This window comes from Sphingomonas sp. CFBP 13706 (assembly GCF_014842355.1).
Taxonomy (GTDB): domain Bacteria; phylum Pseudomonadota; class Alphaproteobacteria; order Sphingomonadales; family Sphingomonadaceae; genus Sphingomonas; species Sphingomonas aerolata.
The window spans coordinates 390,596-410,991 of record NZ_JACYVM010000002.1; the positions used below are offsets into that span (position 1 = coordinate 390,596).

The 20,396-nt window shown below is 71.4% G+C and carries 17 protein-coding genes and 2 riboswitches; of the genes, 14 read left to right on the plus strand and 3 right to left on the minus strand.

Features of this window, described 5'->3' with window-relative positions:
• Positions 1-11 precede the first annotated feature (11 nt).
• Positions 12-2,219: a ComEC/Rec2 family competence protein gene (locus IFS44_RS05180; RefSeq protein WP_244649937.1), complete on the plus strand. Its 2,208-nt coding sequence runs from the start codon at positions 12-14 to the stop codon at positions 2,217-2,219.
• A 504-nt stretch (positions 2,220-2,723) separates the two neighbouring features.
• Here IFS44_RS05180 and lexA read toward each other — a convergent pair.
• Positions 2,724-3,449: a transcriptional repressor LexA gene (lexA, locus tag IFS44_RS05185; RefSeq protein ID WP_056406218.1), complete on the minus strand. Its 726-nt coding sequence runs from the start codon at positions 3,447-3,449 to the stop codon at positions 2,724-2,726.
• 68 nt (positions 3,450-3,517) lie between these two features.
• The gene (locus IFS44_RS05190) at positions 3,518-4,702 is read right to left on the minus strand and encodes a molybdopterin molybdotransferase MoeA (protein ID WP_192097731.1); all 1,185 of its coding nucleotides are present in this window, start codon (positions 4,700-4,702) and stop codon (positions 3,518-3,520) included.
• Between the two features lie 237 nt (positions 4,703-4,939).
• Positions 4,940-5,152, plus strand: a riboswitch (cobalamin riboswitch).
• Between the two features lie 179 nt (positions 5,153-5,331).
• Here IFS44_RS05190 and IFS44_RS05195 point away from each other — a divergent pair.
• From IFS44_RS05195 to cobJ, 7 genes are all read left to right on the plus strand, one after another.
• Positions 5,332-6,369, plus strand: a complete 1,038-nt coding sequence (locus tag IFS44_RS05195; RefSeq protein WP_446740839.1) for a HoxN/HupN/NixA family nickel/cobalt transporter — start codon at positions 5,332-5,334, stop codon at positions 6,367-6,369.
• Between the two features lie 160 nt (positions 6,370-6,529).
• A riboswitch (cobalamin riboswitch) is annotated at positions 6,530-6,746 on the plus strand.
• A gap of 137 nt (positions 6,747-6,883) precedes the next feature.
• The gene (gene cobW / locus IFS44_RS05200) at positions 6,884-7,933 is read left to right on the plus strand and encodes a cobalamin biosynthesis protein CobW (protein ID WP_192097732.1); all 1,050 of its coding nucleotides are present in this window, start codon (positions 6,884-6,886) and stop codon (positions 7,931-7,933) included.
• Positions 7,934-7,938: 5 nt separating this feature from the next.
• Positions 7,939-11,232: a cobaltochelatase subunit CobN gene (gene cobN / locus IFS44_RS05205; RefSeq protein WP_192097733.1), complete on the plus strand. Its 3,294-nt coding sequence runs from the start codon at positions 7,939-7,941 to the stop codon at positions 11,230-11,232.
• The gene (locus IFS44_RS05210) at positions 11,229-12,353 is read left to right on the plus strand and encodes a cobalamin biosynthesis protein CobG (RefSeq protein WP_192097734.1); all 1,125 of its coding nucleotides are present in this window, start codon (positions 11,229-11,231) and stop codon (positions 12,351-12,353) included. The genes cobN and IFS44_RS05210 overlap by 4 nt, the downstream gene beginning before the upstream one ends.
• Entirely contained in the window at positions 12,353-12,982 is a 630-nt protein-coding gene (locus IFS44_RS05215) for a precorrin-8X methylmutase (RefSeq protein ID WP_192071229.1), read from the plus strand. Before IFS44_RS05210 ends, IFS44_RS05215 begins: the two co-directional genes overlap by 1 nt.
• Positions 12,979-13,758 (plus strand): precorrin-2 C(20)-methyltransferase, encoded by a 780-nt coding sequence (cobI, locus tag IFS44_RS05220; protein WP_192097735.1) that lies wholly within the window; start codon positions 12,979-12,981, stop codon positions 13,756-13,758. Before IFS44_RS05215 ends, cobI begins: the two co-directional genes overlap by 4 nt.
• Positions 13,755-14,519 carry a precorrin-3B C(17)-methyltransferase gene (gene cobJ / locus IFS44_RS05225; RefSeq protein ID WP_192097736.1) on the plus strand — a complete coding sequence of 255 codons (765 nt, stop codon included), beginning with the start codon at positions 13,755-13,757 and terminating at the stop codon, positions 14,517-14,519. Before cobI ends, cobJ begins: the two co-directional genes overlap by 4 nt.
• Here the strand turns inward: cobJ and IFS44_RS05230 are convergent.
• The gene (locus tag IFS44_RS05230; RefSeq protein WP_192097901.1) at positions 14,495-15,244 is read right to left on the minus strand and encodes a cobalt-precorrin-6A reductase; all 750 of its coding nucleotides are present in this window, start codon (positions 15,242-15,244) and stop codon (positions 14,495-14,497) included. The genes cobJ and IFS44_RS05230 overlap by 25 nt on opposite strands.
• Here IFS44_RS05230 and cbiE point away from each other — a divergent pair.
• The 6 genes from cbiE to cobF are packed head-to-tail and all read left to right on the plus strand — an operon-like array spanning position 15,234 to position 20,394.
• A complete protein-coding gene (gene cbiE, locus IFS44_RS05235) occupies positions 15,234-16,439 on the plus strand; it encodes a precorrin-6y C5,15-methyltransferase (decarboxylating) subunit CbiE (RefSeq protein ID WP_446740838.1) in 1,206 nt (401 codons plus the stop codon). The two genes, IFS44_RS05230 and cbiE, sit on opposite strands and share 11 nt — an antisense overlap.
• Positions 16,436-16,801, plus strand: coding sequence for a cobalamin biosynthesis protein (locus IFS44_RS05240; RefSeq protein ID WP_192097738.1), 366 nt, complete (start codon positions 16,436-16,438; stop codon positions 16,799-16,801). The genes cbiE and IFS44_RS05240 overlap by 4 nt, the downstream gene beginning before the upstream one ends.
• Positions 16,798-17,583: a precorrin-4 C(11)-methyltransferase gene (gene cobM / locus IFS44_RS05245; protein ID WP_192097739.1), complete on the plus strand. Its 786-nt coding sequence runs from the start codon at positions 16,798-16,800 to the stop codon at positions 17,581-17,583. Before IFS44_RS05240 ends, cobM begins: the two co-directional genes overlap by 4 nt.
• 8 nt (positions 17,584-17,591) lie before the next feature.
• Positions 17,592-18,914, plus strand: a complete 1,323-nt coding sequence (locus tag IFS44_RS05250) for a cobyrinate a,c-diamide synthase (RefSeq protein ID WP_192097902.1) — start codon at positions 17,592-17,594, stop codon at positions 18,912-18,914.
• Positions 18,911-19,630 (plus strand): uroporphyrinogen-III C-methyltransferase, encoded by a 720-nt coding sequence (gene cobA / locus IFS44_RS05255; RefSeq protein ID WP_192097740.1) that lies wholly within the window; start codon positions 18,911-18,913, stop codon positions 19,628-19,630. Before IFS44_RS05250 ends, cobA begins: the two co-directional genes overlap by 4 nt.
• Positions 19,627-20,394: a precorrin-6A synthase (deacetylating) gene (gene cobF, locus IFS44_RS05260; RefSeq protein WP_342366337.1), complete on the plus strand. Its 768-nt coding sequence runs from the start codon at positions 19,627-19,629 to the stop codon at positions 20,392-20,394. The genes cobA and cobF overlap by 4 nt, the downstream gene beginning before the upstream one ends.
• Positions 20,395-20,396: the final 2 nt, after the last annotated feature.

Consider the following 20,396-nt stretch of genomic DNA (forward strand, 5'->3'; position numbering starts at 1 on the left):
GGCGGCGACAAATGGGCGTGCCGCCCTGGATGGCGGAGCCGGGCCGGGCGATCGAACGCTGGCTGGAGGCGGAGCGCGATCAGCTCATAACCTGGTTGCCGGTCGGGCTTGGCGGCGGCATCGCACTGTGGTTCGTGCTGCCCGATCCCGCGGCATGGGGCACCGCGATCCTGGTGCTGGTCGCTGGCGGGTTGGCCGGACTTGCGGCGGGGCGCGGCGGGCGCGCGGCGCGGATGCTCGCGATCGGCGCGATTGCGGCGGCGCTCGGCATCGGGCTGATCTGGGTACGATCGGACCGGGTGGCGGCACCGGTGCTCGCGGGGCCGACATTCGTGCAGCTGTCCGCGCGGGTCGAGACGATCGAACCGCTCGTCGCGCGTCGGCTGGTGCGGTTGACGGTGCGGCCGGTCGGGCCGGGGCAGGACGCCGATGGCGCGCCGGTTGCGTTGCCCGGCCGCGTCCGCATCAACCTGGCAGAGGCGGATGCGCCGGCGACGCTCGCGATCGGCGCGACCATAAAGCTTCGCGCGCGACTCATGCCGCCGCCCTTGCCGGCGGTGCCCGGCGCCTATGACTTTGCGCGCGTCGCTTGGTTCGGCGCGATCGGCGCGACGGGGCGGGGCTTTTCGCCTGTGGTGGTAGCAGAGCCGGGCCGCGGCGGCGCTGGAGTCCGGGTGGCGCTGTCGCGGCATATCGTCGCGCAGCTTGACGGGAGCGCGGGCGGGATCGCGGCGGCGCTGGCGACCGGCGACGTCGGCGCGATCAGCGACGCGGATGCGGAGGCGATGCGCCGCGCCGGGCTGGCGCATCTCCTTTCGGTAAGCGGCCTCCACATCACCGCGGCGGTCGCCGCGACGATGCTGATCGTGATGCGGCTGCTGGCGCTCAGCCCATGGCTCGCGCTGCACACGCGACTGCCACTGATCGCCGCGCTTGCCGGTGCCGCAGCGGCGATCGGCTACACCGTGCTGACGGGCAGCCAGGTGCCGACGATCCGCTCCTGCGTCGCGGCGTTGCTGGTGCTGGTCGCGCTGGCGATGGGGCGCGAGGCGATGACGTTGCGGCTCGTCGCGACGGGAGCGATCGCGGTGATGCTCGCGCTGCCCGAATCGCTCGCCGGGCCGAGCTTCCAATTGTCGTTCGCCGCGATCACCGCGATCATCGCGCTGCACGAGCATCCCGTCGTCCGTGCCACGTTCACGCCGCATGACGAGGGCCGCAGCAGACGCCTGTTGCGCGGCGCCGCGTCGCTGCTGCTGACCGGGCTCGTTGTCGAGGCGGCGCTGATGCCGATCGCGGTTTATCATTTCCACAAGGCCGGGCTGTACGGCGCGGTCGCCAATATCGTCGCGATCCCGCTGACCACGTTTGTCGTGATGCCGTTCGAGGCGCTGGCGCTGCTGCTCGACACGATCGGGATTGGCGCGCCCGCCTGGTGGCTGGTCCAGCATGCGCTCGACGCGCTGCTGTGGCTCGCGCGAGGCGTGGCGCATGCACCGGGCGCGGTCCGCGCGCTGCCGGCGGTTCCCGATGGGGCGTTTGCCTTGATGGTCGGCGGCGGTGTGTGGATCGCGTTGTGGCGGACACAGTGGCGACGGATCGGGATCCTGCCCTTGGCGATTGGCGCGATCTGGGCGCTGACGACGCCGTCACCCGATATACTGGTCACGGGCGATGGTCGCCATGTCGCGGTCCGGACCGCCGCCGGGCTCGCGCTGCTTCGCGATCGGGCGGGGGATTATGTCCGCGATACACTGGCGGAGAATGGCGGGGTCGATGGTGAGCCGCTGCTGCTCGCGGATCAGCCCGACGCGCGGTGCAGCCGCGACCTGTGCCTGACCGATGTCGTCGCGCGGGGGCGGGCGTGGCGTGTGCTGGCAACGCGGAGCGTTTACCGGGTGCCGATCGCGGAGATGGTTGCCGCCTGCCGGCGCGCGGACATCGTCATCAGCGAGCGCGGGCTGCCGCGCGATTGTACGCCGCGATGGCTGAAGCTCGATCGATCGGTGCTCGCGCGGACCGGGGGGATCGCGTTGACGTTGACCACGGGGCGGATGGTGACGGTACTCAATCCGGGGGATCGGCACCCGTGGCGCGATCCGCCGACGCTGGCGCGGCCAGCGCGTCGGTTCGGGGCGGGGGGCGATCAGCGCGGGATGGCCGGGGGTGCGGCGTCGGTCCGGTTTCGGGTGCCGGCTCGGGGGTGGTCAGAGCGATAGGCCGCGACCGGAGTGTCGGGTCAGGATTTCGCGAAGGTGTGGCCACCGGTTCGGGAAGCCGCGGTTCAGGAGCGCGGACGATGATGCTTGGCCGTTGGTCAGCGCGTCGGATCGACATCTCTGTCAGTCCGTAGTTTCGACGAGACGTATTTCGCGCCAACCGTCATCCAGGCTGCGATTAGAGCCCAAGGTCACGAGGATTGCGTGCCGGGCTCTCGATCCTGACTTTCGTCAGGATGACGGGGGAGGTGGGACGGGGGCTTGCTGGTTTAATGCGCGTGCGACCTGCCTCCACCGTTGGCTTCGTCCGGGTATTCGGGACGGTGGCCAACGTTGGAGCTGGATTATGCCGGTCTTATGCAAAGCAAGCTGCTACTAAGTCCGCCAATATTCGACGCTTGTCGGCGGCGCGCTTTTCGTGGCGATGTCATTGGTCGCGGCCCACTGAACGCCACGCCAGCCGGTTGCGCGGCGGTGATGACCGCCAGCGCTCCCCGGCATTCGTCAGTCGTAGCGGCGCAGGATACCCGACAGCTTGCCCTGAACCCGGACCTGTGCGGGCGCATAACGCTGGGGGTCATAGGCACGGTTGGCGGGGTCAAGCCGGACCATCGCGCCTTCGCGGCGAAAATATTTAAGCGTCGCTTCGCTGTCCTCGATCAGCGCGACGACGATTTCGCCGTCGCGTGCGATTTCCGTGCGGCGGATCAGCGCGTAATCGCCATCAAGGATGCCGGCTTCGACCATCGAGTCCCCCGAAACCTCCAGCGCATAATGCTCGCCGGTGCCAAGCAGTGCGGCCGGAACGGCCAGCATCGAACTGCCTTCAAAGGCTTCGATTGGGACGCCGGCGGCGATCCGGCCGTGCAGCGGGATCTCGACGACGTCGTTCGCCGCGATGCGATCGGGCGACGCGGGCGTGGCGCTGGCCGTGTTCGGCGCAGATACGGTGTCGGCCGATGCCGCCACCTTCGGCCCCGACTTCGCCGCCGTCTGCCCTGTTGCAGACTCGGGACGCTCGGGCATCCGCAGCACTTCGAGCGCGCGCGCCCGGTTGGGCAGGCGCCGGATGAAGTTGCGCTCCTCAAGCGCGCTGATCAGACGGTGTACGCCCGATTTCGATTTCAGGTCGAGCGCGTCCTTCATCTCCTCGAACGAGGGCGACACGCCCGTCTCGGCGAGGCGGTCATTGATGAAGCAGACAAGCTCGTGCTGCTTGCGCGTGAGCATAACGGTTCTCCGTCCGGAACAGACGAGGAACTTCTATGGAACACTTGCAGCTTCGTCAAGCGGTGACGTCACGCGATGACGAGGATTTCCGCCGAGTCGCCCGCCCTTGCCGCAGGCGCGTCGCCGTCGCGGACGATCAGGCAGGACGAGCGGGCGAGCGTCAGCAGCATCGAGCTGTCCTGGATGGTCGAGGCATAGGCGCGACCCTCGCGCAGTTCGGCGCGCATATAGTCGGTCCGCGACTGGTTGGGCGGAAGATCCTCGCCGAGCAGCGCGTGCGTCGTCTGCGGCAGGGGATCGCGCGCGCCGAGCATGTGCGCGACCACGGGGCGGACGAAGAGGATGGCGGTGACGAAGGCGGAGACCGGGTTGCCAGGTAGGCCGAGCAGCATCGTCCGGCCAAGCGCGCCCGCCATCATCGGCTTGCCCGGGCGCAGCGCGATCCGCCAAAAGTCGATGCTGCCGCCCGCCGCCTCGATTGCGGGGCGGACGAGATCGTGATCGCCGACCGACGCGCCCCCCGTGGTTACCAGCAGATCGGCGTCGACCCCGGCAAAGGCGTCACGCAGCGTGTCGAGCCGGTCGGGGAGGATTCCGAGATCGATAATGTCGACGGGCAGGTCGGCGAGCATCGCGGCGAGCATGATGCCGTTTGATTCCGGTAGCAGGACGGGGTCGCTGGTCGAGCCGGGCGGAACGAGCTCGTCCCCCGTCGCGGCGACCGCGACGCGCAGCCGGCGGCCGACCGACAGCGTGCCGTGTCCGCCGGTCGCAGCGACCGCGATGCGCGCGGGCGTCAGCCGATCGCCGGCCGCGATCAGCCGCGTGCCGGTCGCGAAGTCGAGCCCCTTGCGGCGTGTGTTGCGGCCTTCAAAGGCGGGGCCTTCGCCGTCGAGCATCAGCCGGTCGCCGTCGCGCGCGGCCTCTTCCTGAACAAGGACGGTATCAGCGCCGGGCGGCATCGCCGCGCCGGTGAAGATGCGCGTCGCCTCGCCCGGGGCGAGCGTGCCGGCGAAGGGGCGGCCGGCCGCGCTCTCGCCGATGACGGTCCAGGGGCCGGGCAGATCGGCGTAGCGGATCGCATAGCCGTCCATCGCCGAAAGGTCGGTCGCAGGCTGGGTGCGGCGGGCGAGAATGTCCTCCGCCGCCCAGCGACCCATCGCGGAGCGCAGCGGCACGGTTTCGGCCGGCACGCGCGATGCCATGGCGAAGAGGCGGGACTGGGCTTCGGCGACGGGGACGAGAGGGCGCATGCGGGCTCCGTTCAGCGGGGCGATGAAGGTCTGCGCTGCTCGCACGAATGCCGCGGGGCGGAAAGCGGGCAACGCCGCGACCGGCGGGAGGCCGGTCGGTCACGTGGTCAACGTACGAGGTGCGGCAGACGTTGCGGTGAGATGGGACGACATGCCCTGCGTTGCGTCGCACGCAAATCCTGTCGTCAGCGCAGGCAAAACGCGCTAGCCCTATGGCGCAGGTCCGACGCAAGCCGGATCCGCACAGATCGCGTCGGTGCCCCTCGGGGCTTGAATGGGAATGCGGTGCGGGGTTCGCCCCAAGACCGCAGCTGTCCCTGCAACTGTAAGCGGCGAGCGACACGCACGCGCCCCCTGCGACGGGGGCAGCCACTGGGCCGATGGCCTGGGAAGGTGTGCGTCGAGCCTTGACCCGCGAGCCAGGAGACCTGCCGGCGTCTGGTCGCTCTTGTCCCGGTCCAGGGGGTGGCCGAGGCACGGTGAACGCCGTCTGAGCGACGACCATGCGGCGGGGGCCGCATCGGCGACGCATGCCGGCCGCTCAGGGCGTCCGGTCGGCGCGCGTCCCGGTCGTTCGCGGCAGGCCCCCGTCCTCGTCGGACGCCGGGGATGTGCCAATGACCAAGATCATGACCGGGCGGACCGCCGGTCGTTCGACGCGACACCGGATCGGCTGGATGTTCGCGATGCTGGTGGCGGCCAATATCGCCGCCTGGGGATGGGCGTTCGCGCTGTTCCAGGCGCAGCCATTGATGCTGGGCACCGCGATGCTCGCCTGGGGGCTGGGCCTGCGCCATGCGGTCGACGCCGATCATATCGCGGCGATCGACAATGTGACGCGCAAGCTGATGCAGGACGGGCAACGGCCGATCGGGGTCGGCTTCTGGTTCGCGGTCGGCCATTCGGGGATCGTCCTGATCGCCGCGGTCGCCATCGCGCTGACCGCGAGTGCGCTGGCGCAGTTCGAGGCGTTCAAGCAGGCGGGCGGGGTGATCGCGACGCTGATATCCGCGCTGTTCCTGTTCACGATCGCGGCGATGAACTTGATCATCCTGCGATCGGTGTGGCGGACCTTCGCCCATGTCCGCGGCGGGGGGCGCTATGTCGAGGAGGATCTCGACCTGCTGCTCGGCAATCGCGGGCTGCTCGCGCGGCTGTTCCGGCCGATGTTCCGGCTGGTCACGCGCAGCTGGCACATGGCGCCGCTCGGCTTCCTGTTCGGGCTGGGGTTCGACACCGCCACCGAAGTCGCGATCCTCGGCCTGTCGGCGAGCCAGGCCGCGGACGGGCTGTCGATCGGCACGGTGCTGGTGCTGCCCGTGCTGTTCGCGACCGGCATGGCGCTGGTCGACAGTGCCGACGGGGTGGTGATGCTTGGCGCGTATGAATGGGCGTTCGTGAAGCCGATCCGCAAGCTGTATTACAACATCACGATCACGCTGATCTCGGCGATCGTCGCGATCGCGATCGGCGGGATCGAGACGCTCGCGCTGCTGGCGTCGAAGCTGGGCCTGAGCGGGGGCGTGTGGGACGTTGCTTCGGCGCTGGGCGAGAATTTCAACGGGCTGGGCTTTGCGATCATCGCGCTGTTCGTGGCGTGCTGGGTACTGAGTTTCGCGATCTACCGGTGGAAGCGGTTCGACGAGATCGAGGTGGTGCGGGAATAACAAGCAGCGTCGTCATCCCGGGCTCGACCCGGGACCCAGGGCCAGGCAGCGCATTACGCGTGGCTCTGGGTCCTGACTTTCGTCCGGATGACGGAGGTGAGGTGCATTGGCACCGTCCCCAAACTCCTCTAAACACAACCCCGAGGTTTGGTTCTACCGAACCTCAACAGATCGCGCCGGTGCCCTTCGGGGCTTGAATGGGAATGCGGTGCGGGAGCTTTGCCTCCCAATGCCGCGGCTGTCCCTGCAACTGTAAGCGGTGAGCGAGACGCACAGGCCCCCGATGCGGGGGCAGCCACTGGGTCACGGGACCTGGGAAGGCGTGCATCGAGCTTCGACCCGCGAGCCAGGAGACCTGCCAGCGTCATGGTCGCTCTTGCCTTGATCCAGGGGATGGTCGCGGCACGGTACTCCGTCTGAGCGACGAACGCGTGCGGCCGTCAGGTCGTGCGCGCGTGTGGCTGCGGGCGTGCGTCCGTCCGTGGCTGTCGTTCCGACGCCCGGAGAGTATCGCATGACCGACCCCCAGCCGACCCTGGTCAAGATTCCCGTTACCATCGTCACCGGATTCCTCGGCGCGGGCAAGACCACGCTGATCAGTCATCTGATCCGCAATGCCGGCGGCCGGCGGCTCGCGGTGATCGTCAACGAATTCGGCACGCTTGGTATCGACGGCGACATCTTGAAGGGGTGCGCGATCCCCGATTGCCCGGCCGAAAATGTCGTCGAGCTCGCCAATGGCTGCATCTGCTGCACCGTCGCGGACGATTTCATCCCGACCGTCGAGACGTTGCTCGCGCTCGACCCGCGGCCCGACCATATCCTGATTGAGACATCGGGGCTCGCCCTGCCCAAGCCTTTGCTCAAGGCGTTCGACTGGCCCGCGATCCGGTCGCGGATCACGGTCGACGGGGTGATCGCGCTGGCCGATGCGGAAGCGGTCGCCGCGGGGCGGTTCGCGCCCGACCTCGCCGCGATCGAGGCGCAGCGTCGCGTCGATCCGAGCGTCGATCACGAGACGCCGCTGGCCGAGGTGTTCGAGGACCAACTCGCCTGTGCCGATCTGGTGCTGCTGACCAAGGCGGATCTGGCAGGCGAGGCGGGGATCACCGCGGCGCGCGCGGTGATCGCGGCGGAATCCGCGCGCGTGCTGCCGGTGATCGCGCTGACCGACGGGGTGATCGATCCGCGTGTCGTGCTGGGGCTGAACGCGGCGGCGGAGGACGACATCGCCGCGCGGCCGTCGCATCATGATGGCGCGGACGATCACGAGCATGACGATTTCGACAGCATGATCGTCGAGCTTGGCGAGATCGCGGAGCCGGCGGCGCTCGCCGCGCGGATCGAGACGCTGGCGCGCGACGCCGACATCCTGCGCGTGAAGGGCTATGCCGCGGTGACGGGCAAGCCGATGCGGCTGCTGGTGCAGGCGGTCGGTGCGCGGGTGCGGACGCAATATGACCGGCCGTGGCGCGCCGACGAGGCGCGGCAGACGCGGCTGGTGGTGATCGCCGAGCATGACCGGATCGACCCTGCAAGGATCCGGGCCGCGCTTCAGGGCTGACGGCGATGCACGTCGTCTTCCGCGAAAGCCACGGGCTGGAGGAGAGCGCGGTCCCGCAGGACCTCGCGCAGAGCCCGGCGGACCTCGTCGTCCTGTCCTTTTCGGACGGGGATCTCGGCGCGTTCGCGGCCGGGTGGCGGCGTGCGGCGGCGAGTGGAAGCCCGCTGCCGTCGCTCAGGCTCGCCAACCTGTCCGCGCTCGCGCATCCGCTGTCGGTCGATACCTATGTCGAGCGGACGCTGGCGGGGGGTGAAGGCGCGAAGGGGATCGTGATCCGGCTGATCGGCGGGCGGTCCTACTGGTCTTATGGGTTGCAGCAGGTCGAGGCACTGGCGCGGGCGCGGGGGATCGCGCTGGCGGTGCTGCCTGCGGACGGGCGGATCGACGCGCGGCTCGATGCGGCGTCGACGGTGCCGGTGTCGACGCTGCGCCGGCTCGCCGCCTTGTGCGACGATGGCGGCGCGGTCGCGGCGCAAGCCGCGCTGGCGCAGATGGCGCTGGCGGCGGGGCTCTATGCCGGGCCGGTCGCGGGGGTGAAGACGGTCCCCGAGGTCGGCGGGTGGCAGCCGCGGGATGGTGTGACGTGCCCCGCGGCGTTCGCGATGACCGCGACGCGGCCGCGAATCCTGCTGATCTTCTACCGCTCCTACCTGACCGCCGCGGATCTGGACCCGATCGAGGCGCTGCATGCCGGGCTGGGTGCGGCGGGGTTCGACGTCGTCGGGCTGTTCGCGCCGTCGCTGAAGGCGCCGGGCGCGGCGGGGTGGCTGGCGCGTTGGGTCGTCGCGCTCGCCCCGGCGGCGATCGTCAACGCGACCGCCTTTTCCGGCCGCGGCGCGGACGACAGCTCGCCGCTCGACGGGGCGGGGGTGCCGGTGTTCCAGGTCGCGCTGGCGACGTCGGACCGCGCCGCCTGGGGGGGGTCGACGCGCGGGTTGTCCCCCGCCGACCTGGCGATGCACGTCGTCCTGCCCGAGGTCGACGGACGGCTGTTCGCGGGCGTCGCAAGCTTCAAGGAGGACGGCGTCCGCGACGACGCTCTCGGCTATGCGCGGCGCGAGCACCGGGCCGATCCCGAGCGGATCGCCGCAATCGTCGCGCGCGTCACCGCGTGGGTGCGGCTGGCGGAGCGCCCGGTCGCGGAGCAGCGACCCGCGGTCGTGCTGTCGACCTATCCGGGCAAGGACTATCAGATGGCGCATGCGGTCGGGCTCGACGCGCTGGCGTCCGCGGACGCGATCGTCGAGGATCTGGCGGCGGCGGGCTATGCGACCGGCGGCGCGGCGCCGCAAGCGCTGGCCGAGGCGCTGGCGACGGGGCGGATCGCGTGGCCGGTCGCGGCGTATCGTGCGGCGCTTGGGGGCTTGCCGGCCGTGTTGCGCGATGCGCTCGAGGAAGGCTGGGGCGCGCCCGAGGACGATCCGGCCTGTATCGACGGCGCGTTCGAGTTCGCGGGCGTCGAGCGGGGGGGCGTGGTGATCGCGCTCCAGCCCGAACGCGGGCGCAGCGCGGCGCGGGTCGGGGAGTATCACGACCTGTCGCGCTGTCCCCGTCATGCCTATGTCGCCTTCTATCTGTGGCTGCACGCGCGGGGGAGTGATGCGCTGATCCATGTCGGCGCGCACGGGACGCTCGAATGGCTGCCGGGCAAGGCGGTCGCGCTGTCGGGAGAATGCTGGCCCGAGGCGCTGACCGGGGCGATGCCGGTGCTCTATCCGTTCATCGTCAACGATCCGGGCGAGGCGGCACAGGCACGGCGGCGTATCGGCGCGGTGACGATCGGCCATGTCCCGCCGCCGGCCGCGACGACGCGCAGCGGCGCGGGGCTGGGGCGGCTCGAATCGTTGCTCGACGAGTTTTCGACCGCCGACGGGCTCGACCCCGCGCGCCGCGACCGGCTGCAGCGCGACATCGCCGACGAGGCGCGCGCGACCGGGCTGGCGGCGACGCTGCGGCTCGACGAGTCGACGAGCCAGGCGGAGGCGATCACCCGGATCGACACGTTCGTGTGCGACGTGAAGGAGAGCCAGTTCGGCGACGGGCTGCACGTTTATGGGCGTGGCGAACAGGGCGAGGCCGAGCGCGACGGGCTGCTGAGCGCGTTGCGGGGCAGGCGGATCGCCGCGGGGCCGTCGGGGTCGCCGTGGCGCGGACGCAGCGACGTCCTGCCGACCGGGCGAAACCTGTATGCGACCGACGCGCGCGCGGTGCCGTCGCGCGCGGCGCATGCGCAGGGCGTGCGGCTGGCCGACGAGCTGGTCCGCCGGCATCTGCAGGATGAGGGCGACTATCCGCGCGCGCTGGTCGTTGACCTGTGGGCGTCGGCGACGATGCGGACCGCGGGCGAGGAGTTTGCGATGGCGCTCCATTTGCTAGGCGCGGAACCGGTCTGGGATCACGCGTCGGACCGCGTCACGGGGGTCGAGATCCTGCCGTTGGCCAGGCTCGACCGGCCGCGGATCGACGTGACGCTGCGTGTGTCGGGGCTGTTCCGCGATGCGTTTCCCGCGCTCGGCCAGATGTTCGGGCAGGCGGTGCGCGCGCTGGCGCTGCGCGACGAGCCCAGCGACTGGAATCCGTTCGTCGGCGCTGCCGTCGGTGCGCGGGTCTATGGGCCCGAGCCGGGTCGCTACGGGCTGGGTCTTGGTGATGCGGGCGAGACGTACGGCGAGGCGGCGCGGGCGGCGGCGGGGGCGGCATGGCTGGCGGCGTCGTGCCACGCGCTCGACGGGGCGGGCGATGACGGTGCGACGCGGTCCGATCCGGCGGGTATCCGCGACCGGGTCGCCGCCGCCGACGCGTTCGTCCATGTTCAGGACCTGCCCGAAACCGACCTGTTGCTCGCCGCGGATTATGCCGCGCACGAGGCGGGGTTCGCGGCGGCGCAGGCGGTTGCCGGGGGTAAGGGCGCGGCGCTGTATCATCTCGATGCGCGCGATCCGGAACGGCTGCGTGCGCGGTCGCTCGACGAGGAAATTGCGCGGGTCGTTCATGCGCGGGCGGCGAACCCGGCCTGGGTCGAGGGGATGATGCGGCACGGGTTTCGCGGGGGCGCGGAGATCGCCGCGACGCTCGACCATATGGCGATGTTCGCGCAGCTGGCGCGGGTGGTGTCGCCCGCGCTGATCGACCTCTATTATGACGCGACATTGGGGCGCGACGCGGTGCGCGCGTTTCTGGAACGCGCCAACCCCGCGGCGCTGGCGGCGATGACCGCGCGGTTCGCGGCGCTGCACGCGGCCGGGCTGTGGCCGACGCGGCGCAATTCGATCCTCGCGCAGCTTGCGCTGCCGGCATGAGCGCGTTCGTCGTCAAGGGATGGTGCCCCGATGCGTGGCGGCCGATGGCGGCGGGCGACGGGCTGCTGGTGCGGATCCGCCCGCCGCTCGGCCGGCTGACGCGCGCGCAGACACTCGCGCTGTGTGATGCGGCAATGGCGTGGGGAAATGGCGAGATTGACGTGACCAGCCGCGCGAACCTGCAGATCCGCGGTGTGACCGAGGCGGGATGGCGGGGGCTGGTCGAGGCGTTGCTGGCGGTCGGGCTGATCGACCCCGATCCGGAGCGCGAGGCGCGCGGCGCGATGCTGGTCGCGCCCGACTGGCGGGACGGGGACGATACGCAGCATATCGCCACCGCGTTGCGCGAGCGGCTGTCCGACCTGCCGGTGCTGCCTGGCAAGGTTGGTTTTGCGATTGATGCGGGCGCTGCGCCGGTGCTGACCTGCGCGCCCGCCGATTTCCGGGTCGAGCGTGCGGCGGACGGCAGGCTGCTGGTGCGCGGCGAGGGGCGCGCGGCGGGGGTGGGCGTGACGCGCGACACCGCAGTCGACGCACTGATCGCGCTGGCACGGTGGTTCGTCGACAGCGGCGGTGCGGCGGCGGGGCGGATGGCGCGCCACGCAGCGGCCGTGCCGGGGCCCGCGACCTTGGTTCCCGCGCCCACCGCGCCACCGCCCGAAGCCGGGGCGCATCCGCTGGGCGCGGCGGTCGCGCTCGGCTTCGGGCGGATCGCGGCAGTCGAGTTGCGCGACCGGATCGCCGCAGACCCGGTCACGGCAATCCGCGTGACGCCGTGGCGGATGCTGATCCTCGAAGGCGGGGTGGCGGATGGCGCGCGCGACCGCAGCGCCGTGCGCGCCGGGGTCGACGCCTGTGTCGGCGCGCCCGCCTGTCCGCAGGCGAGCGCCGCGACGCGCGACCTCGCGCGGCGGCTGGCACCGCTGGTCGCTGGCAGCCTGCACGTGTCGGGATGCGCCAAGGGCTGCGCGCGTGCGAGGCCTGCGGACGTGGTGCTGACCGGGCGCGACGGGCGGTTCGATCTTGCCCTGCACGCACGCGCGGGCGCGCCGCCGCTGCTCGGCGCGCTCGAACCCGCTCAGATTATCGCCCATTTCTCCCAGCCGTCCGGAGCCGCCTGATGCCCTATGCCTATGAGACCGACGGGGCCGCGATCTATCGCCAGTCGTTCGCGATGATCCGTGCCGAGGCGGATCTGGCGCGGTTCGAAGCCGAGGAGGAGCCGGTCGCGGTGCGGATGATCCACGCTGCGGGGCTGGTCGCGCTGGCCAAGGATATCCGCTTTTCGCCTGGGTTCGCGCGTGCTGCGCGCGCGGCGTTGCGGGCGGGCGCGCCGATCCTGTGCGATGCGCGGATGGTGACCGAGGGGATCACGCGCGCGCGCCTGCCGGCGGACAATGCGGTGATCTGTACGCTGCACACGCCCGAGACGGTCGCGGTGGCGAGAGAAATGGCGACGACGCGCTCGGCCGCGGCGCTGGAGTTCTGGCGGCCGCATCTAGCGGGTGCGGTGGTGGCGATCGGCAATGCCCCGACTGCGCTGTTCCACCTGCTCAATATGCTGGAGGATCCCGATTGTCCGCGGCCCGCGGCGATCATCGGCTGTCCGGTGGGTTTCGTCGGAGCGGTCGAATCGAAGGATGCGCTGTGGGCGGCGCAGCCGGTGCCGTGCGTGATCGTCGAGGGGCGGTTGGGCGGCAGCGCGATCACCGTCGCGGCGATCAACGCGCTCGCGAGCGCGGCGGAATGATCGGCGTGGCGGAGCCCTCCGCGACCTTGGTGCCGCCGCCGGGGCAGGCGGTGGTGACGGGCACGATCCACGGCGTCGGATTGGGGCCGGGCGCGTGCGACCTGATGAGCGTGCGCGCTGATCGGCTGGTGCGCGGCGCGCGGCACGTTGCCTATTTCCGCAAGGCGGGGCGGCCGGGGCAGGCGCGGCGGATCGTCGAGGGGATGTTGCGCGACGACGTGATCGAATATCCGATGGAATATCCCGTCACCACCGAGATCGCATTGTCCGATCCGCGCTACAACGACCGGCTGTCGGGCTTTTACGCGGGGTGCATCGATCACCTCGCGGCGCTGGCGCTGGGCGGCGAGGACGTGGTGGTGCTGTGCGAGGGCGACCCGTTCTTCTACGGATCGTTCATGCATCTCTATACGCGGTTGCAGGGGGTCGCGCCGGTCGCGGTCGTCCCCGGCATCACCGGCATGTCGGGCGCCTGGACCGCGAGCGGCGCGCCGATCACCTGGGGCGACGACGTGCTGACGGTGGTGATGGGGACGCTGCCCGAGGCGGATCTGGTGCGGCGGATCCGCGACACCGATGCGCTGGTGGTGATGAAGATCGGCCGCCACCTCGCCAAGCTGCGCCGCGCGGTCGCCGCCGCGGGGCGCGAGGAGGCGGCGTGGCTGGTCGAATATGCGGCGATGGCGGAGCAGCGGGTCACGCGGCTGTGCGAGGCGGATGCGGTTACGCCCTATTTCGCGATCCTGCTGATTCATGGGCAGGGGCGGCGGCCATGACCCTGAGCGCAGGGACCGGCTGGCTGGCGATTGCGGGGCTGGGGCCGGGGGATGCGGCGCTGGTGACGCCCGAGGTCACTGCGGCGCTGGCCGAGGCGACCGACGTGATCGGTTATATCCCCTATATCGCGAGGGTTCCGGCGCGCGACGGTCTGACACTGCATGCGAGCGACAACCGGGTCGAGATCGACCGCGCGCGCCATGCGCTCGAGCTGGCAGCGGAAGGCGCGCGCGTCGTCGTCGTGTCGTCGGGGGATCCCGGCGTGTTCGCGATGGCAGCGGCGGTGTTCGAGGCGCTCGAGGCGGGGCCGGCGGCGTGGGGCTTGATCGACATCCGCGTGCTGCCGGGGATCACCGCGATGCTGGCGGCGAGTGCGCGCGCGGGCGCGCCGCTGGGGCATGATTTCTGCGCGATCAACCTTTCGGACAATCTGAAGCCCCAGGCGCTGATCGAGCGACGCGTGCGGCTGGCGGCGGAGGCCGATTTCGCGATCGCCTTCTACAATCCGCGATCGAAGGCGCGACCCGACGGGCTGGTCCGCGCGTTCGAGATCCTTCGCGCGACGTGCGGCGACGATCGCCCGGTGCTGTTCGCGCGCGCAGTGTCGACGCCCGAGGAACATCTGTCGATCGAAACGCTGACCGCGGCGCGGGCGGAGATGGCGGACATGCGGACGATGGTGATCGTCGGGTCGAGCCTGACGCGGATCATCGCGCGGGCGGCGGGGCCGATCCTCTACACGCCGCGGTCGGCGCCATGATCGAGCCAGCCGAGCACCGCGTCGACCGTATCGACCGCGTGCTGCGCGGGCAGCGCCGGGCGGTCGATCATGATCACCGGCAGGCCGAGCGTGCGCGCGGCGACGAGCTTGGCCGCCGCGCCGTTGCCGCCTGCATTTTTGCAGACGACCAGTTCGGTGGCGTGGTCGCGCATCAGCCGGGTGTCGCCGACCGCGTCGAACGGGCCGCGGTCGACGACCAGGCGGTGGCGGGGCAGCGGCGGCGGATGATCGGGCGTATCGACGAAACGCAGCAGATAGTCGTGTTGCGGCTGCCGCGCGAAAGCGTCGACATGCATCCGGCCGAGCGCGAGCATCACGCGCTGCGACGGCCCGGCGAGCGCGGCGACCGCGTCCGCGATGCCGGCGACGCGGTGCCAGCGATCGCCCGCGACCGGGGTCCAGGCGGGGCGGGTCAGCGCGACATGCGAGACGCCCGCCTGCGCCGCGGCGTCGACCGCATGGCGGTGCATCTGCGCGGCGAAGGGGTGTGTCGCGTCGATCAGATGCGTGACGCGGTGCTCCTGCAGCCAGGCGACGAGGCCGTCGACGCCGCCAAAGCCGCCGATGCGGACGGGGACCGGCTGCGCGCGCGGGTTGGCGACGCGGCCGGCATAGCTCAGCACGGTCGGGTCGCCGCGCGCCGCCAGCCGTGCGGCGAGCGCGCTGGCTTCGGTGGTGCCGCCGAGAAGCAAGATGGTCGGAATGACTGAGGCTCCGTGGCTGACGATCGTCGGGATTGGCGAGGACGGCGTGGCCGGGCTGTCCGCCGCGGCGCGCACGGCGCTGGCCGATGCCGAGATCGTGACGGGCGCGACCCGCCATCTGGCGCTTGCCGGCGAGCTTAGGGGGGCGGTCGAGGCTTGGCCAGTGCCGTTCGAGGACGGGATCGCGCGGCTGATCGGGCATCGCGGCCGGCGGGTGGTGATGCTGGCATCGGGGGATCCGTTCTGGTTCGGCGCGGGCACGTCAGTGACGCGGCATCTGAGGCCGGGCGAGTGGACCGCGCATCCCGCACCGTCGAGCTTCGCGCTGGCAGCGGCGCGGCTCGGCTGGGGACTCGAGGACTGCACGTGCCTGGGGCTACACGCCGCCCCGTTCGGGCGGTTGCGGCCGCATATCGCGCGGGGGCGGCGCGCAATCGTGCTGGTGCGCGACGGGGCGGCGGTCTGCGGGCTGGCGGCGTATCTGGAGGCGGCGGGGTTCGGTGCGTCGGTGCTGCACGTGCTCGAGGCGCTGGGCGGGCCGCGCGAACGGATCCGCGATGCGACCGCCGCGACGATCGCGTTCGACGACATCGCGCATCCGGTCGCGGTCGGGATCGTCTTCGACGGGGCGGGCGCGGTCCTGCCGCAGGCGGGGCTGTCCGACGCCTGGTTCGCGCATGATGGGCAGATCACCAAGTCGCCGATCCGCGCGGTGACGCTGGCCGCACTCGCGCCGAAGCCGGGCGAGAGCCTGTGGGATATCGGCGCGGGATCGGGATCGATTGGGATTTCCTGGCTGCTGGCGCATCCGTCGACGCGCGCGACCGCGTTCGAGGCGGATCCGGTCCGCGCGCGGCGGATCAGCGACAATGCCGCGACGCTGGGCGTCGACCGGCTGGTGGTGGTCGAGGGGCGGGCGCCCGATTGTCTTGGCGAGCGAGCGTGCCCGGATGCGGTGTTTGTCGGCGGCGGGCTGTCCGAGGCGCTGTTGCGCGCGCTGTGGCCGCGGGTCGAGCAGGGCGCGCGGATCGTCGCGAATGCGGTGACGCTCGAATCGGAGGCGCTGCTGACGCAGTGGCAGGCAGCGCAGGGGGGGAGCCTGATGCGGATCGAGGTGGCGCAGGCGGTGCCGATCGGGACGCGACGTGGGTGGCGCGCGCAGTTCCCGGTGGTGCAATGGACGTATCCGGCATGATCGTCGCCGGTTTTGGCTTCAACACGGCCGCGGATGCCGCCGCGTTGCGCGCCGCGCTGGCCGCCGCGCAGCAGGGGCTCCCGCCGGTCGAGGCGCTGGCGGCGCCCGCTGACAAGCACGGGCTGCCCGGCGAGATCGCGGCGCTGCTGGGTCTGCCGCTGATCACGGTCGATCCCGCCGCGCTGATTGCGGCCAGTCCCGTCACCCGGTCGCCTGTAAGCCTTGCAGTGCGGGGGACCGGCAGCGTTGCCGAGGCCGCCGCGCTTGCCGGTGCGGGGCCGGGCGCGAGGCTGCTGACCCTTCGCCATATTTCGCCGTGCCGCCGCGCGACCTGCGCCATTGCCCAAGGATTTCGACCATGACCGTGCATTTCATCGGCGCGGGGCCGGGTGCGCCCGACCTGCTGACGTTGCGGGGGCGCGATCGGATCGCGATGTCACCGGTGTGCCTCTATGCCGGGTCGCTGATCCCTGAGGCGCTGCTGGAGCATTGCCCGCCGGGCGCGCGGATCGTCAACACCGCGCCGATGGACCTCGACCAGATCATCGCTGAGGTCGTCACCGCGCACGCGGCCGGACAGGATGTGGCGCGGCTGCATTCGGGGGATCTGTCGATCTGGTCGGCGATGGGCGAGCAGCTGCGGCGGCTGCGCGCGCTGGATATACCGGTGACGATCACCCCGGGCGTCCCCGCCTTTGCCGCCGCCGCCGCCGCGCTCGAGGTCGAGCTGACTTTGCCCGAGCTGGCGCAGTCGGTGGTGCTGACGCGGACGCCGGGGCGTGCGAGTTCTATGCCGGCGGCCGAGACGCTTGCCGCGTTCGCCGCGACGCAGGCGACGCTGGCGATCCACCTGTCGGTGCACAATCTGGCGCAGGTCGTCGCGGACCTGCTGCCCGCTTATGGCGGCGACTGCCCGGTCGCAGTGGTGTGGCGCGCGAGCTGGCCCGACGAGCAGATCGTCCGCGCGAAGTTGTCGACGGTCGAGGCGGCGGTGACGGGGCGACCCGAGCGGACCGCGCTGATCCTGGTCGGGCGCGTGCTGGCGCCAGGCGATTTCGTGACGAGCAGCCTGTACGCGCAAGGCTATGACCGGCGGTTCCGGCCGCAATCGGCGGAGTCCCGGTTCGCAGGGGACACGCCATGACGCGCGGCATGACTCCGGGCCTGCTGGTTGCTGCGCCTGCGTCGGGAACGGGGAAGACGACGGTGATGCTCGGGCTGTTGCGCGCGCTGCGCGACGACGGGATCGCGGTGCAGCCGTTCAAATGCGGGCCCGACTATATCGACCCGGCGTTTCACCGCGCGGCGAGCGGGCGCGCGTCATTCAACCTCGACAGCTGGGCGATGACGGGGCCGCGGCTCGACGGGATCGCGGCGCGCGGCGACGATGCGGACATGACGCTGGCCGAAGGGTCGATGGGGCTGTTCGACGGGGTGGCGCGTCCGGGCGCGACGGGCAATGGCGCGAGCGCGGACGTCGCGCGGCGGATGGGCTGGCCGGTCGTGCTGGTGATCGACGTGTCGGGCCAGGCGCAGTCCGCGGCGGCGACCGCTTTGGGGTTCGCGCGCTATGATCCAGGCGTAAGGGTCGCAGGCGTGATCCTCAACCGCGTGGCGAGCGAGCGGCACGAGCGGCTGGCGCGCAGCGGGATGGAAGCGGTCGGGATCCGCGTGTTCGGCGCGCTGCCGCGGCGCGGCGACCTGACGCTCCCCGAGCGACATCTGGGGCTGGTGCAGGCGATCGAGCACCCTGCACTCGACGCGCAGATCGCGGCCTATGCGACGTTCCTGCGCGCGCATGTCGATATCGCCGCACTGCGCGAGGCGGCCGCCGCCACGCCGCGGCCGGTCGCGCAGGGGACGGTCGTGCCGACCCCGCCGGCACAGCGGATCGCGCTGGCGCAGGATGCCGCCTTTTCGTTCACCTATGCGCATGTGCTCGACGGGTGGCGCAGCGCGGGGGTCGAGATCCTGCCCTTTTCGCCGCTGGCGGACGAGGCGCCGGCGAAGGATGCCGATCTGGTCTGGCTGCCGGGGGGCTATCCCGAACTTCATGCGGGTGCGCTGGCGGCGGCGGACCGGTTCCGCGCGGCGCTGGCGCTGCATGCCGAAACGCGGCCGGTGCACGGCGAGTGCGGCGGCTATATGGCGCTGGGTGAGGGGCTGATCGATGCGGACGGGACGCGGCACCGGATGGCGGGGCTGCTCGGGCTGGTGACGAGTTATGAGAAGCGGCGGATGCATCTGGGCTATCGCCGCGCGACGCTGCACGCGCCGATCGGCGGGATCGCGGCGGGGGCGATGCTGGCGGGGCATGAATTCCATTATTCGACGATCCTCGACCAGCCCGACGCGCCGCTGGCGCAGGTGGTCGACGCGAATGCGCAGGCCGTGCCCGAAACCGGCTCGCATCGCGGCGGCGTGACGGGTAGTTTCTTCCACATGATTGCCCCCCTTGGCCCACCGGCTGCATGACCGGTTTCGTTTCGTTCGTCGGATCCGGCCCCGGCGACCCCGATTTGCTGACGCTGAAGGCGGTGACGCGGTTGCAGCGCGCCGACGTCGTGCTGTTCGACGATCTGTCGTCGGGCGCGGTGCTGGGCCATGCGCGCGTCGGTGCCGAACTGGTCGCGGTCGGCAAGCGCGCGGGGCGGCCGTCGCCGCGCCAGTCGCACGTGTCGCAACTGCTGGTCGATCATGCGCTGACCGGCGCGCGCGTCGTCCGGCTGAAGTCGGGCGATGCGGGGATGTTCGGGCGGCTCGAGGAGGAGATCGTCGCGCTGCGCGAAGCGGGCGTGACGTTCGAAATCGTCCCCGGAATCAGCGCGGCGAGCGCCGCCGCCGCCGCCGCGGCGATACCGCTGACGCGCCGCCTGTCCGCGCGGCGGGTGCAATATGTCACCGGGCATGACGTGACCGGGAAACTGCCCCAGCAGCGCAACATGGCCGCGCTCGCCGATCCGGAGGCGACGACGGTCGTGTTCATGCCGCAGCGGACGTTCCCGGCTCTGGTTGAGTCGCTCGTCGCACATGGTCTGTCGGGCGACACGACCGCGCTGCTCGCGGAAAATGTCGGGCATCCCGACCAGAGCCTGACCTGGTCGACGATCGCAGGACTTGCGGCGCGGCTGGCGGGGGGCGTGTCCGACAAGCCCGCGCTGATCCTCTATGGCTCGCTGATGGCGCCGTGAGCGGGGTCGACATCGAGATATCGCTGATCGGGATCGGCACGGGCAATCCCGATCATGTGACGCGTGCGGCGGTCACGGCGATGAACGCCGCCGACCTGATCCTGCTGCCGCGGAAAGGCGCGGGGAAGTCCGATCTGGTCGATTTGCGCCGGACCATCTGCACCGCGTTGCTGACCGGGCCGGCCAAGGTGGTGGAGTTCGATCTGCCCGGACGCGATGCGGACGCGCCGTACCGTGCGGCGGTCGACGCGTGGCATGACGAGATCGCGGCGGTCTGGGCGGCGCAGATCGCCGAGCATCTACCGGGCGGGGGGCGGGTCGCGTTCCTCGTCTGGGGGGACCCGTCGCTCTATGACAGCAGCCTGCGGATCGCCGAGCGGTTGCGCGCGGGGGGGCGGTCGATCCGGGTGAGCGTGGTGCCGGGGATCACCAGCCTGCAGGCGCTGACCGCGGCGCATGCCATCCCGCTCAACACGCTCGCCGCGCCGGTGACGATCACCACCGGGCGCAGGCTGCGCGCGGAGGGGTGGCCGGCGGGGGTCGAAACGCTGGCGGTGATGCTCGACGGGGCGTGCGCGTTCGAGACGCTCGCTCCCGAGGGGATCATGATCTGGTGGGGGGCGTATCTGGGCATGGCGCAGGAGGCGCTGATCGCCGGGCCGCTCGCCGCGGTCGGGGCGGAGATCGTCACGCGCCGTGCCGGACTGCGCGCCCGGCACGGCTGGATCATGGACGTGTACCTGCTCCGCCGCACGGGCGGCTGAGC